Origin of the sequence: Thermotalea metallivorans (assembly GCF_001562415.1) — a bacterium.
Taxonomy (GTDB): Bacteria; Bacillota; Clostridia; order Peptostreptococcales; family Thermotaleaceae; genus Thermotalea; species Thermotalea metallivorans.
In genome coordinates this window covers 14,519-29,134 of record NZ_LOEE01000047.1, presented here as the reverse complement: position 1 = coordinate 29,134, position 14,616 = coordinate 14,519, and the positions used below count along the sequence as shown (strand labels likewise).

Genomic DNA, 14,616 nt, shown 5'->3' with positions numbered 1-14,616 from the left:
GACAGTTTTACGGGTGTTAAAATTCACTTTTTCACGTATAGAGGAGGCTATGGCAATATGACTGGTTTTGTTAATGAATGGGCTATTATAAGGAACACCCTTGTTCCTGTGATGAAAGACCCCCATTTTCAAAGCGAGCAGGCCGATGAGGGACTATTCGGAATGGTGGTGCAAATCAAAGGGGAAGCAAAGGATGGCTGGCTTTATGTAAAAACCCACTATGACTATTATGGGTACATGCATAAGGATCATTTGCTCATCGATCGTGAAGAGGCTTTACGGTGGAAGGAAAAGGCGAACCATTTTCTCATATACGCCATGGCAGATGTGATGGCAGAGCCCAAATATGCAACTTACCCTGTGGCCTTTTTGACAAGGGGAGCATTGGTTCAAGTAGAGGATAAAATTGAAAAAGACTGGATTCAAGTCATCCTCCCTTATGGACGGAAAGGATGGATAAGAAAGAACTTTGTAAGGAAAATGGAAAAAATATCTCCCCAAAACCATGAGAATCAATTGAGGGAAAATTTGGTAGATATGGCCCTTTCCTATCTTGGCACTCAGTACCGATGGGGGGGAAAGAGTCCCATGGGGATAGACTGTTCGGGTCTTTGTTCCATGGCTTATATGCTGAACGGGATCATCATTTACCGAGATGCTGTCCTCAAAGAGGAGTATATGCGAAAAATAGAGAGGGAGGACATGAAGCCCGGAGACCTGCTGTTTTTTCCTGGACATGTGGCTATGTATATAGGAGATGATCGCTATGTCCATGCCACGGGAAGGGAAGGCAGCGTTGTGATCAATAGCCTGAATCCGGCACATGGAGATTATCGGGAGGACTTAGCAAAAAATATTACGGGGATTGGCACAATTTTTTAGATGACTTGTCCTTTGCAGTACGATATTCGGCCAATAACAGATCCACCATCCTTCCATAGCTATGGACGCCATCTTCTTGCAGATTTGATTTTAGATAGGCATCATTTGCCTTGGAAGCAGCGCGCTCAATAGGGCCTTCGTAGCGTTTCCAAAATTGATTCCAGTGAAGTAAATCCTGCTGAAGGCTTAGACTGTACATGGCTTTTAGCTGTTTGTAGCTTTCCGGATCATGGAGAGACAAGGTATTCATAGAATGAATCAGGGCCAGCAGAATACCTGAATATTGGAAATCTGCATCGGGGTGCATGGTGCAGGCAAGATAGGCAATGTAATTGGCCTCGTCTTCCCTGGCAAAGCCCCGCTGATGAGCCATTTCGTGGCATGTGGTGCTTGGCAGCATACAATCTGGAATAGCGGTGTTTACGTTGGCTTCACCTGTAAATGGAAAATAAATGCCGGAAATGCCGGCATACGACATGACATTCGAAAACAGTATACCCTTCGGTCTGCCATATTTCCCGTCAAGTTCAGGATAAATGGCGGAGGCATTTTCATAACCTTTTGCAGCCCTGAAAAACACGTCTTTATGCCCTTTTGCTATGTACATCACACCCTGCCCATTTTCATCAACCAGTGTACGAAGGAAGTTGGCCCGGATGATTAGGTTTTTGCACAATTCCCTTAATTCCACGACAGAGGCGGGTCTAATGTGTAAATTAGCGATGCTTGCGAAGGGGAGACGATGATAATTCATCCCCCATAGGGTGATGAAGATAAAATAGGCAATACAGAAAAAAGATAGAATACTGGTGAAAATCCGCAACATCGTTCTTTTTTGAATTCCTTTATATCTTGTGATGTGCACAAAGCCGTAGAGAAGAATGCCGACAGTAGAAAAAAACAGCAATATTATGGACACCTCCATTAGAGAGAAAGGAAATATTCCTGTAATGCGGCTTAAGAACTGCCCGATAATTTTATAAATTCCGGAGGCATAGATTTGTTCTACAGCGGAAGGATAAAAGGAGGATAACCAAGACAATAACCATGCACAGGGAAATAAGATGATTGCTATGGATTTGCGAAAAAACTTTGTTTGCCCCACGAATGTCCCAGCCTTTCATCGAATAGATTTCTATTTATAGTATATCTTACATACCGTGGAATCATATAGGGTTTCTATGCCTACAAAAACTTTTTTTTACAACACATAGGAATTGATGTACTTTCATTTTCATAAATTGTGGATAAGTTATGATTCCCGGCATGTATTTCAATAAAGTCTTCCTTATTAATCTTCCAACGGAAGACTTTGTTATAATAATAAGTGGATGCGATGAAAAAAAGACTATGATTAGGAGTACGAGATCATGAAAAAAGAAATATTTAATAGCATGGAACAGACACTGGAGAATGGTATTCAGCTTATTTCCATAAAAAAAGATACAAGGATTTTTTCCTTTCACGTTGGCATAAGGATAGGAGCCATGTATGAGAATATAGAAGAAAAAGGAATTTGTCATTTTATCGAGCATATGCTTTTTCAGGGTACAAAAAAGAGGAACAATCATCAGATAAATCAAGCCCTGGAAGAACGGGCAGGATCGTATAATGCATACACCGACTATGTTTCCACTGTGTTTTCAATTACGGCTTTGGCTGAGGAATTGGAGTCTTCTGTGGAGTTGTTGTCAGATCTAATCACCAACCCTACATTTCCCGAGAAAGAAATGGAAAAGGAAAGAAGGGTGATTTTAACGGAGATAAAGACGAATTTGGATGATGTGGAACAGTATTCCTATCAAAAAGTAAATGAAATTGCTTTTACTCATAGTCCTTTGCGTTATGATGTCATTGGTACTGAAGATACCATCAGGAGATTTACAAAAAATCAATTGGAAGCTTTTTATCATACCCACTATATTCCTAATCGGTGTATCATCAGCGTGGTATCTCCCTATGACCATGATACCTTAAGAATATTGGTTGAAAAATATTTTGGGAATTGGCGTAAAAAAGAAGGGGCTCCACAGCAGATTGTTGTGGAAAAAAATCGTCCTGTGGAAAAAAAGTCTTATAAAAGCAATATAGAGCAGAATACTTTAATTTATCTTTATACTTTTTATGGACTTACCCGCAAAGAAGAACTGGCTTTGGAAATTCTCAATTATAAATTAGGAGAAAGTGCAAATTCTATCCTTTTTAAAGCCCTTCGGGAAGAAAAAGGTCTATCCTATGATATCTATTCGGAATTAGATGCTACCGAAGGCATCAAAACCCTGTATATCTATACGGCTGTAGGGGAGGAAGATATTTGGGAGGCAAAAAAAATCATAGAAGACTGTATAGCAAAAATAAAAGGACGGGAAATTCATCTGGATAAGCAAAATATTACCCATATGAAAAAGGTAATGAAGACAGCCGTTGCATCTATCCTAGAAGATTCAGAGGGGCTAGGCCATTATGTATTGCATCAGAAAATCACAGGCAAAAAAATTGATGCATTTGTAGAGGATATGGAGGAGCTGGACCATATTCAAATGGATGATATTTATTGGGTGGCTGAAAAAGTCCTTGCGAATCCTACGGTACATATTTTGATGGGAAGAAAAAAGAAGTTGTAAAGGGACCTGTTGCAAGATAGCATCTGCATTGTATTGAATAGAATATTTTGTCTAAAAAAGACTGAGGATATATCATCCTCAGTCTTTTTTATCGGAGTCAAAAAGACTTATCACCTTTTGTCCCAAATGGACATAAAGTATTGTAGGAAAAAACAGGGGAGGAAAAAATTCATGAAAGTATTATGCGTCAATCATCTACTTTACTATATCAATAAGGGAATTTTTGATGCAATGCTGGATTACGGATATGACCTGTGTGTGATTCCCCTGGGAGCTTACGGAAAAGAGCAGCAGGCAACGGTTTTGAGGGAGGTTTTAACCTATTTCAGACCTCACTATATTTTCACTCCTGGGTGGTCTGTAGGAATTTTTGACGTGGATCAGTTTCTGGAAATCGTGAAAGAATTTAAAGTGCCGCATGTTTACTGGGCTACGGAAGACCCCATATTTACGGAGGATATTTCCATGGTTTTTGTACCTCACAGCAATTATGTCTTTACCCCTGCAGAGGAATGTAATGAGATATACCATCCATTAGGCATAGCGTCTTCCACTTTGATGTTTGGATTCCATCCCCGTTTTTTTTACAGCCAAGTGCCAAAACCGGAGTATCAACATGATATTGCTCTGGTGGCCAACAACTTTTATTGGTTTTCTGAGGAAAAAAATTTTCGCAGAAAGGCCCTAGAGGATCTCGTAGTACCACTAATCAATGAAGGATATGATATCAAAATTTGGGGGTTGAATTGGACAAATCCCCAGTACGGTTTTTCCATAGATCCTAAGTTCTATGGAGGGTGTTTTGTGCCCTATGAAGAAACCGCCAGCATTTATTCTTCTGCAAAAATTGTACTAGGGATTCACTCTGTGAATACCTCCGTGACGCAAACGAGCATACGAACCTATGAGATTTTGGCCTCAGGAGCTTTTTATCTTACCTGCCATACGCCGGCCCATGAAAATCTTTTTCAAAATCACAAACACCTGGTTTGGTCTAAGTCTGCCGAAGAAACGCTGGATCTTGTGAAGTATTATCTAAAGCATGAAGACGAGCGAAGGGCCATTGCAAGGCAGGGAAAAGCCGAAGTTTATCGCAAGCATACGTATTATCATAGGATAAAGGAATTGGAAGAAAAATTGCATCCATATTTGGAAGGGTGCTAGGATGCATAGAATTTTATGATGCAGATGGTTGAAGGACATGTTCAAGTTATGAAATGATGCACTATAAGGAGAGGGTGATGGAAATGAAGGTATATGTTTTTGGTTTAGGGCATATTGGATTGCCTACAGCATTATGGATATGCTTAAAGGGATATGAAGTGGTGGGGATCGATATAAACCCAAAGGTGGTGGAAGAAATTGAAAATGGGAGTATCCCTATCCATGAATATTATGAAGGTATTCATATTTCTAAGCTGGCCCAAGATTTGATGAAACAGAAGAGAATGACTGTTCGAAAAGCCTATGAACGTATTGGAGACGAACCGTCTATCTTTGTGATATCCGTAGGCATTGCTGATCAAGAGGATGGATTCCATGACATATCCCCGATTGAGAATGTGGTGGATACCATTCTGCCTACCTTGGTCCATGGAGATCTGCTTCTCTTGAAAACTACCATGATACCTGGAACTATTGACAGCCTAGTGATTCAAAAAATAAAGGATTTAGGAAAAGAAGTATATGTGGCTTACTCCCCTGAAACAATTTCTGAAACTTTTGCCTTTGAAGAACTTCGTTCAAATCCCAGAATCCTTTCTGCCATGGATGATAAAAGCTATCATGTGGCAGAAGCTTTTTTAAAAAGTTTGTCTGATTCAGCAATCCACAAAGCTTCCAGCATTAGGATGGCCGAAACGGTAAAAGTCATACAAAATATAGATCGGGATGTGAACATTGCTTTGGTAAACGAAATCAGTGAAGTTATGGGAAAATTGGGACTCGATGTTTATGAGCTTTGCAATCTGGTCAATACCCATCCTAGGGTCAAGCTGCTCCAGCCCGGGCCCGGCGTCGGAGGATACTGTTTGCCAAATGCATTAAAATATCTAAAAGGAGCCTTTGGAAAAGAAGAAAACATACCGTTGTCTTTGATGGAAACGGCAAGAAGATTGAATGAAAGGCGTCCCCGTAAAATTGTGGAAATGGTCGAAAAAGCCTTGAGGGATGCGGGGAAAAATATAAAGGAAGCAAAAATTGCTGTGATTGGACTGGCCATGAAAGATTATTGTGCTGATTACCGATATAGTCCGGCATTGGATATTATATCTCTCCTGATGGAAAGGGGGGCTGAAGTACGGGCATATGACCCTTTGATACCTTTCATCGTAGATTGTCAAAAAAGCTCATATGTAGAAGCTATCGCCAATGCCGATTGCATGGTGGTTGCGGCAAAGCAAAAAGATGTAGTCTTTGACATCAATGAAATATGTAGCGTTATGGCCCAACCGGTAATTGTCATTGATACAAGAAATACGGTGCCACACAATCATAGGATTCAGCTGTTCAAATCTTAAAGAAGGGTGAGTATGATGGCAAGGGAAAAGACAGTAGTGATAACCGGTGGTGCCGGAGCCATTGGGTCCAATTTGGCAAAATATTTGCTGGAGCAACAGTACGAAGTAATTGTGATTGATGACCTATCCAGTGGGAGCTTGAATAATCTGATGCAAAGGGAGAAACTTCACTTTTTTCAAAAAGATGTAAGGGATGCATTTGTGGAAGAAATTTATCGAAAATTTCAACCTGGGGTTATCTTTCATCTAGCTGCCCACTATGCAAACGAACTATCCATCAGGGAACCTGAATATGATTTGGATGTCAATACGAGGGGGACGCTAGTTCAGTTAAATCTGGCTCGAAAAATAGGAGTGGGGCGGTTTGTATATGCTTCTACCTCTTGCGTATATGCACCTTCTGAGAAACCCTTATCAGAATGGTCTTTGGTGAAACCCCATACGCCCTACGGCATTTCAAAACTTGCCGGGGAGTATTACTGTATTTTTTACAATCAAATGTATGGTTTGCCCATAACCATTTTAAGATATTTTAATTCTTATGGTCCCAACGAAGCAGTAAATATTTATCGAGGAGTGGTTCCGCAATTTGTTCACTGTGCCCTCCACGGACTGCCTATTGTAATCACCGGGAATGGGGAAGAAAAAAGAGACTTTACTTTTGTAGAGGATACTGTGAGAGGGACAGTGATGGCGGCATTTTCTGAAGAGGGTAAAAACGAAATTTTTAATATCGGTACAGGATGTGCTACAACCGTCCATGACTTGGCAGAAAAAATATGTACTATATCCGGGAAAAATGTACCCATGCAATGGAAAGACAGAAGACCATGGGATCAAACAGTCCATCGAGAAGCGAATATTGAAAAGGCTAGGAAAGTATTAGGCTACAAACCCATGTATACCCTTTATGACGGTTTGGGCAAGACAATAGATTGGTATAGAAACCAGCAAGAAGGAATATCTGTTTGAAAAATTGACATTTTTATGGATTTGGCGAACAGGAAAGAAGGGTTGAAGAGATGTCTGATTTTTCAAAAGGATTGGCAAAATTTTTCCACTGGAAGAAAAATGAAGGAGTCCAGCATGAGCAGCCGGAGGGAACAAACACATCGAAAAGACAAAAACCATGGAAAGTAGCATATATTCTAGACCATTTCAGCTATGAATGCCTAAAATACGAATGCAATCTCATGGAAATCGATGACAAGGAATATATGCACATCCTAGATTTGGAAAAGCCTGATTTGCTTCTTGTGGAATCGGCCTGGGCAGGCAATGACGGCAAGTGGAAGGACAAAATAGCCAATCTAGAGGTTTCGAAGGATAAAACTTTGGGCCTTTTGGTTGAGGAATGCAGAGCAAGAAATATTCCTACAGTTTTTTGGAATAAAGAGGATCCTCTGTTTTTTTCAAATTTTATTGAAGCAGCAAAGTTGTTTGATTATGTATTTACTACAGATGAGGGCTGCATAGAAAAATATAGGGAGATATTAAAGCATGACAAGATCTACAATTTGTCTTTTGCAGCCCAACCGAGAATTCATAATCCCACATATAAGTATAAGATCAGGCTGGGCAGGATAGCCTTTGCAGGAACTTGGTATCATATATTTCCTCACAGAGCAAGGGATATGGAGATGCTGCTGGATCCTGCGCTGCATTACGGATTGCATATTTATGATCGAATGTATCATTCGAAAGACAATGATCTTTTTCAGTTTCCCGAGAAATATCACCCTTACATTTGTGGAAGCCTCGACTACAAAGAGATGATCCACTATTATAAGCATTATGATATATTTTTGAATGCAAATCTAATCCATGACAGTTCTACCATGTTTTCAAGAAGGGTATTTGAGTTGCTGGGGTGCGGGACCAATGTCATCAGCAGTTATGCCACAGGGATTGCAGATGTATTTCCGGGGATTGTAAAACTATGCAGGACGGAAAATGACACATCCAAGTTTATAGATTTACTGCTAAAAAACAAGGAATTGAGGGATCGTTTATCCTTGCTCGGGCAAAGAAGTGTTTTTCGGCATCATACCTATCAGCAGAGAGTTGAAAAAATCCTGGAAAAGGTTGGTCTTTCTCAAGGATTTAAAGAAAGCCCGGGGGTTTCTATTGTTGCCTATGGGGATCAAAGGGATAAAATAGAAAAGATATTTCAAAATTTTCAAAGACAGGCTTATGCAAAGAAGGAATTGATTATGATGGTTGATTCAGAAGAAAGCTTAAAAGAGTGGGAGGATATGACAAAATCCCAGAAAAATATCAAAATATTTTTTCAAAAAGATAAAAAGAGCCTAGGGGAATGTTTAAATTTTGCTGTAGAACAAATTTGTTATGATTATTTTTCTGTTTTTGATGCAGATGATGATTATGGCCCTGAATTTATTGGCGATATCATGGATGCATTTTTGTATGCAGAATCAGACATTATAGGCAAAGGAACACACTATGTTTACTTGAAAAAAGAAAATATTTTGGCTGTGAGATATCCCGATTTAGAATATGATTATGTAGATTTCCTTGATCGCTTCGCCTTTGTAATGAAGAAAAATCTTTGGGAACAAATAAAATTTCCTAATACAGACACAGATATTGTAAAAAAATTTACAATGGCATATGCACAAAGGGGTCAAAAGATATTTTCAACAGATCGTTTTAATTATGTTCATATGCCTGCTTTTCATCAAGATAAGCCTTTGGAAACAGAGGAATATTTGCAGAGATGCCAAATCGTTCTATATACACGAAATTGTATGCCCAATATCACTGTGTAGAGCATTTTTGAAAGGATGAAACAAATGTTGCCCATTATCAATAAGAAAACGGGGCTTCCCGTGAAAGCAGCTTCTATTTTAGACAAATTCGGCGATGAATGGTTTCAATATGAATGTCGGCTAATACCTTTGCCTACAAGTTTTTGGAAAGAAATACTGATTGCCGAAAAACCTGATCTGCTGCTGGTGCAATCCGCTTGGCAAGGAAATAACGGTCAGTGGAGATATAGGATCACGGACTTGCATTTAAAGGAAAAAGACCTTGCCTTGAGGAATATTGTAAGATGGTGCAAACAGCATCATATTCCTACAGTCTTCTGGAATATTGAGGACCCTTATCATTTTGAACACTTCATTGATGCAGCAAAGGAATTTGATTATATTTTTACCACAGACGGCAATAGCATTCCAAGATATATGGATATCGTGAGCCACCATCGTGTATTTCTTTTGCCCTTTGGTGCACAGCCTAAAATTCACAATCCCATCGATAAGGATAAGGGAAAATTAGGAAGTGTAGGCTTTTCAGGTACTTGGCACTGCATTGGACATGAAGCCAGAAAGCGTGATATGGAAATCATACTGAAACCTGCCTTGCCCTATGGTGTCCATATCTACGATCGAATGTATCATTATCACCAGGATGACAATTATAAGTTTCCTGACATCTATCAACCCTATATTCGGGGAACAGTTCCCTATGAGCAGATAGGATCCGTCTATAAAAAGTATCATGTGTTTTTGAATGTAAATACCATTCAAGACAGTCCTACCATGTTTTCTTGCAGGATTTTTGAGCTGTTGGCCTGTGGGATCAATGTAATCAGCGGATATGCCTTAGGAATTGATAAGATGTTTCCCGGCATTGTAAAATTATGCAAAAATGAAGAAGACACTGTTAGGAATCTTGAGCTGTTGTTAAACAATAAAGAGCTGAGAGACAGGATTGCCCTGCTGGGTTTGAGGGAGGTGCTGAATAAGCACACATACAGACAGCGGCTGTGTACCATTTTAGATCATATAGGGATTGGGCATATGGGCAAGGATAAACCCGGAATTACATGCATTACCAGTACAAACCGACAGGAATTCATGGATAATGTTTTTGAAAACTATCAAAGGCAGAGGTACGAAAATAAAGAATTAATTGTCGTATTGAACAATCACCGTATGAACATAGATCTTTGGATGGGAAAGGCCCGACAGTACGAACAAGTTAGGATTTATTCCGTTGATGAGGGGGAACCTTTGGGCGTATGTTTGAATTATGCCATTTCCCAATCAAAATACGATTATATTGCAAAAATGGATGATGATGACTACTATGGACCAGAGTATATAGGAGATTTGATGAATGCCTTTCAATATACGGATGCGGACATTGTGGGCAAACATGCCTATTATGTATACTTTCACGGCAGCAAAACCTTGGCTTTGAAATTTGCAGAATACGAGAATTGTTATGTAAATTTGATTGCCGGTTCCACCATCACTGCCAAAAAACATGTGTTTCAAAAAGTTCCTTTTGTGACAGATCGAAGGGCAGGTGCTGATACACAATTCCTATTAGATTGCAAGAAAAACGGATTCAAGATTTATTCAACGGACCGGTTCAATTTTTGTGCCTGCAGGAGGCCAAGGGTAGAGGAACATACTTTTCAAATTGACGAAGAAGAATATCTGAGAAAATGCCAAGTTGTGGGGTATCTCGATGATTTTATAACCCACGTAACAGTGTGAATACTCACTTTGAACAACCATACTGGAAGGAAAACAAACAATCATAAAAGGTATGCTGGAAGCTGATCATAAAATTGATTGGTTTGGAAAGAAGGGGAGAATATGGATCAGCCTTTGAAAGAAAAAATTATTCATAAAAGCGCAAAGGTTGCAGTTATCGGGCTAGGTTATGTGGGGCTGCCCTTGGCATTAGAATTGGCAAACGCAGGTTTCCATGTGTTTGGCATAGATATTTCGAAAGAAAAAATAGAGAGTTTGCGTAGGGGACACTCCTATGTCCTTGATGTGGAAAACAGAGAGGTGGAGGCAGTAATCCATCAAAAACTGTGGGTAGGAGATGATTTTTCCGTGCTGTCCAATATGGATGTCATCAATATCTGTGTACCCACTCCCTTAAATGAGATGAAAGATCCAGATATTTCCCATATTCAAGCGGCGGTGGAAGAAATCATAAAATATATAAAAAAAGAAACATTGATCATTTTAATCAGTACAACCTATCCAGGAACTACGGAAGAATTCATTGTTGAAAAAATTGAAAAGGAAAAGAACTTTACTATAGGCAAAGATTTTTTTGTGTGTTTTTCTCCGGAAAGGGTGGACCCGGGTAATAGGGTTTTTAAAACAGCCAATACACCAAGGGTCATTGGAGGCGTGACGCCTATCTGTCTCGAACTAGGAATCTCCCTATACAAAACTTTTATAAAAGAAGTGATCCAGGTAAGCTCGGCAAAGGTTGCCGAAATGGTTAAATTGTTGGAAAATACCTTTCGATGTGTTAATATTGCTTTAGTAAATGAATTTGCTGTAATGTGTGATAAAATGGGCATTAACGTTTGGGAAACTATTGAAGCTGCGACAAGCAAACCCTTTGGCTTTATGCCATTTTATCCCGGACCCGGTATCGGAGGTCATTGTATACCCTTAGATCCCATATATTTGTACTGGAAAGCAAAAAAGTACAACCATGACAGTCGGCTGATTAAATTGGCCGGTGAAATCAACGGAAATATGCCCCATTATGTGGTCCATCAGATTATAAAAATATTAAACACGGGGGGCAAAACAATCCAAAATGCGGTTATATATCTGATTGGTTTAGCTTATAAAAAAGATATTGACGATCCAAGGGAATCTCCCGCCATAGAAATCTTGAAACTATTAGAAAAAGAAGGAGCAGAAGTGATATATCATGATCCCTTTCTGCCCAGTATTCAAGTAGAAAGTCGAACCGTATATTCTCAAAATCTTACACGGGACAATCTGGCAAAGGCTGATTTGGTTGTTATTACCACCGACCACAGCAGTGTGGATTATGAATGGATTGTAAAACATGGCAAAATGGTTTATGATACAAAAAATGCTACAAAAAATATGGATTTCGAACATGTTGTTTTGTTGGGAGGATATAAAAAAAGATCTAGGGACACAAAGGGCAGAGAGTAAAATATATGGCTTTATTTACTTGATGTGGATTTTATGGTAGAATTACAATGGTTTCGCAGGTTTTTATAAATGGTGAGGAGTGAAAATATGGGAAGACATGGTACGATCGTCAATAGGAAAGAAAAGCAAGATGCAAAGAGAGCACAGATGTTTACAAAATATGCAAGATTAATTACTGTTGCAGCAAGACAAGGCGGTTCTGATCCTGAGTACAATGCTGCCCTAAAGAATGCCATTGATAAGGCAAAGGGTATCAATATGCCCAACGATAATATAGAAAGGGCCATCAAAAAAGGCGAGGGTGGGATGGATGGCGCTAATTTCGAAAGCATCACCTATGAAGGATATGGACCAAACGGTATTGCTGTCATTGTCGAGGCCCTAACAGATAACCGCAATAGAACAGGGGCCAACATGAGATATTATTTTGATAAAAATGGAGGAAATCTGGGAACGACGGGGTGTGTAGGCTTTCTATTTGACAGAAAAGGCCAAATCATCATTGAAGCCAACAATAAAATTAATGAAGATGAATTGATGGAGCAGGCTTTGGAAGCAGGAGCAGAAGATTTCATTGCAGAAGAGGACGGATACGTTATCATAACGGCTCCTGAGGATTTCTACACAGTAAAGAATGTCCTTGGACAAAAAGGCTATGAATTTGTATCAGCTGATGTGGCGATGATACCCCAGACTACGGTAAAATTAACAGACCCTGAGCACATCAAACTGATGAATCGCTTGATCGATATGCTGGAAGATGACGATGATGTGCAGGAAGTGTACCACAACTGGGAGATGGAGTAGAAAGGTATATCTTTAGTTATTTTTTTGTCGGGATATAGGTAGACATCTTGAACACCTTTTTATATGAATACATCAATTCATGTAAAAGGGTGTTTTTGTGTTTTTTGGATAAGTTGTTTCGATTGAATTTTATAGGAAAATAGGCCGATGATATATATGAAAATTTCCCAGGAAAAGAAATGGACGGTGAAACATTTTATGTTGAAAAATTTTTTCACAAAACGGAAGAATGAGGAAAGGAAAGAAGTTGCAAATAAAAAGAAAGATGAATTGGCTGAGATTGTATATAAGAAAAAGGACAGCAAACTGTGGAAAGTATCCGATGATGTCATAGCAAAAGCTATTCGAGATATGTTGCGGGATGGGAAAGGATGAAGTATGGAAAAAATCAATTGCAGTACTTGCAAATATTATTATATAACATGGGATGTACGCTTTCCTTATGGATGTAAATTGTTTCAAATACAATCAAGGCAAATTCCTTCCATCTTAGTCTATCAGTCCTTAGGAAAGGGATGCGAGTATTATATGCAAAAGCCTGAGAAGATTTCTCAGACATAATATATGATGCATCGTGCTTATCTAGGCTGAAAATTTCGTATACCTACATATAGTCTCATCAGATTCTCTGTGGCTTGCGTGATAAGCTCAAAACCTTGAGCCATGGCATCTGTAAGATGCATAGGTCCGTTTACGATGCTGAATAGCGCTGTAATCCCTTTTTCATAGAATGACCCACTGGAATTTTCGATGCTTCCTGACAAGCAAATGACGGGAATATGATACTTTTTGGCAAGATTGGCAATGCCCATGGGAACTTTGCCATAGGTCGTTTGTGCATCAGTTTTTCCTTCCCCGGTGATCACCAGGTGGGCATCCTTTAACTTTTCTTCCAAGTTAGTTATTTCTATCATAATCTCCATGCCGGGTTGAAGGGTGGCATCCAAAAATGCCATCAATCCTCCGCCGAGTCCTCCCGCAGCTCCGGCACCGGGTATATTGAGGATGTCCTTATGCAAATATTTTTTCACCTGTTTGGCATAGTGATCCAGACCTTGATCCAGTTTTTCAACCATTTCAGGAGTGGCGCCCTTTTGAGGACCATATACATAGGAAGCACCGGTAGGCCCGCATAGGGGATTATTGACATCACAGGCAACAAGAATTTCCGTGTCTTTGATTTTTGGGTGAAGGAACCGGGTATCGATGAAAGCAATTTTTTCTAATTCCTGCCCGCCCATCCCCAAGAGATGACTATCTCGGTCGTAAAATTTTACGCCTAAGGCTTGGGCCATGCCCATACCTCCGTCATTTGTGGCGCTGCCGCCGATTCCGATGATGAGTTTTTTGCATCCGTCATCTATTGCCTGCTTGATGAATTCACCGGTCCCATAGGTGGTAGTCATCAGGGGATTTCTCTTTGATTCTGGCACAAGGGTCAAGCCGGAAGCGGCAGCCATTTCAATGACGGCCGTTTTGCCATCATGCAAAATACCGTAAAAGGATGTTATTTTTTCACCTAAAGGACCGGTGACGACTGTACGGCGGATATCTCCTCCTGCAGCCGTAATAACGGCATGAACGGTGCCCTCCCCTCCATCGGCCATAGGAATTTTTACTACTTCGGCGGCGGGCATGGCACGGAGAATACCCAGCTCCATGGCATTGGCAACTTCCACGGAAGATAAGCTCCCTTTGTAGGAATCAGGTGCTACAATAATTTTCATGGAATTCACACCTTCTTTATTCATCGATTTGATATAATAAAAGTATATACAAAATATTCCCAAGAATGCAATGCAGAATTTG

General features: G+C 39.8%; 12 protein-coding genes. 10 read left to right on the top strand and 2 right to left on the bottom strand.

Going from position 1 to position 14,616, the window contains the following annotated elements; translation table 11 throughout:
- Window positions 1–57: 57 nt before the first annotated feature.
- The gene (locus AN619_RS10945; protein WP_068556935.1) at window positions 58–882 is read left to right on the top strand and encodes a C40 family peptidase; all 825 of its coding nucleotides are present in this window, start codon (window positions 58–60) and stop codon (window positions 880–882) included.
- Here AN619_RS10945 and AN619_RS10940 read toward each other — a convergent pair.
- On the bottom strand, window positions 857–1,987 hold the full coding sequence (locus AN619_RS10940; protein ID WP_068556933.1) for a DUF3810 domain-containing protein: 1,131 nt from the start codon (window positions 1,985–1,987) through the stop codon (window positions 857–859). The two genes, AN619_RS10945 and AN619_RS10940, sit on opposite strands and share 26 nt — an antisense overlap.
- Window positions 1,988–2,252: 265 nt before the next feature.
- Between AN619_RS10940 and AN619_RS10935 the strand changes: the two genes are divergently transcribed.
- From AN619_RS10935 to AN619_RS10895, 9 genes are all read left to right on the top strand, one after another.
- A complete protein-coding gene (locus AN619_RS10935; protein ID WP_068556931.1) occupies window positions 2,253–3,506 on the top strand; it encodes a M16 family metallopeptidase in 1,254 nt (417 codons plus the stop codon).
- 171 nt (window positions 3,507–3,677) lie between these two features.
- Window positions 3,678–4,670, top strand: a complete 993-nt coding sequence (locus AN619_RS10930; protein WP_068556929.1) for a CgeB family protein — start codon at window positions 3,678–3,680, stop codon at window positions 4,668–4,670.
- A gap of 77 nt (window positions 4,671–4,747) precedes the next feature.
- Window positions 4,748–6,025: a nucleotide sugar dehydrogenase gene (locus tag AN619_RS10925; RefSeq protein WP_068556927.1), complete on the top strand. Its 1,278-nt coding sequence runs from the start codon at window positions 4,748–4,750 to the stop codon at window positions 6,023–6,025.
- 15 nt (window positions 6,026–6,040) lie between these two features.
- Entirely contained in the window at window positions 6,041–6,997 is a 957-nt protein-coding gene (locus tag AN619_RS10920) for an NAD-dependent epimerase/dehydratase family protein (protein WP_198153291.1), read from the top strand.
- A gap of 50 nt (window positions 6,998–7,047) precedes the next feature.
- Window positions 7,048–8,814 (top strand): glycosyltransferase family protein, encoded by a 1,767-nt coding sequence (locus AN619_RS10915; RefSeq protein WP_068556923.1) that lies wholly within the window; start codon window positions 7,048–7,050, stop codon window positions 8,812–8,814.
- Between the two features lie 24 nt (window positions 8,815–8,838).
- Entirely contained in the window at window positions 8,839–10,554 is a 1,716-nt protein-coding gene (locus AN619_RS10910; protein ID WP_068556921.1) for a glycosyltransferase family protein, read from the top strand.
- Between the two features lie 102 nt (window positions 10,555–10,656).
- Window positions 10,657–12,000: a nucleotide sugar dehydrogenase gene (locus AN619_RS10905; RefSeq protein WP_068556919.1), complete on the top strand. Its 1,344-nt coding sequence runs from the start codon at window positions 10,657–10,659 to the stop codon at window positions 11,998–12,000.
- 87 nt (window positions 12,001–12,087) lie between these two features.
- A complete protein-coding gene (locus AN619_RS10900) occupies window positions 12,088–12,807 on the top strand; it encodes a YebC/PmpR family DNA-binding transcriptional regulator (RefSeq protein ID WP_068556917.1) in 720 nt (239 codons plus the stop codon).
- A gap of 147 nt (window positions 12,808–12,954) precedes the next feature.
- Window positions 12,955–13,182: a hypothetical protein gene (locus AN619_RS10895; protein WP_068556915.1), complete on the top strand. Its 228-nt coding sequence runs from the start codon at window positions 12,955–12,957 to the stop codon at window positions 13,180–13,182.
- 203 nt (window positions 13,183–13,385) lie between these two features.
- On the opposite strand, the gene AN619_RS10885 is transcribed toward AN619_RS10895, so the two are convergent.
- Entirely contained in the window at window positions 13,386–14,534 is a 1,149-nt protein-coding gene (locus AN619_RS10885; protein WP_068556911.1) for a glycerate kinase family protein, read from the bottom strand.
- Window positions 14,535–14,616: the final 82 nt, after the last annotated feature.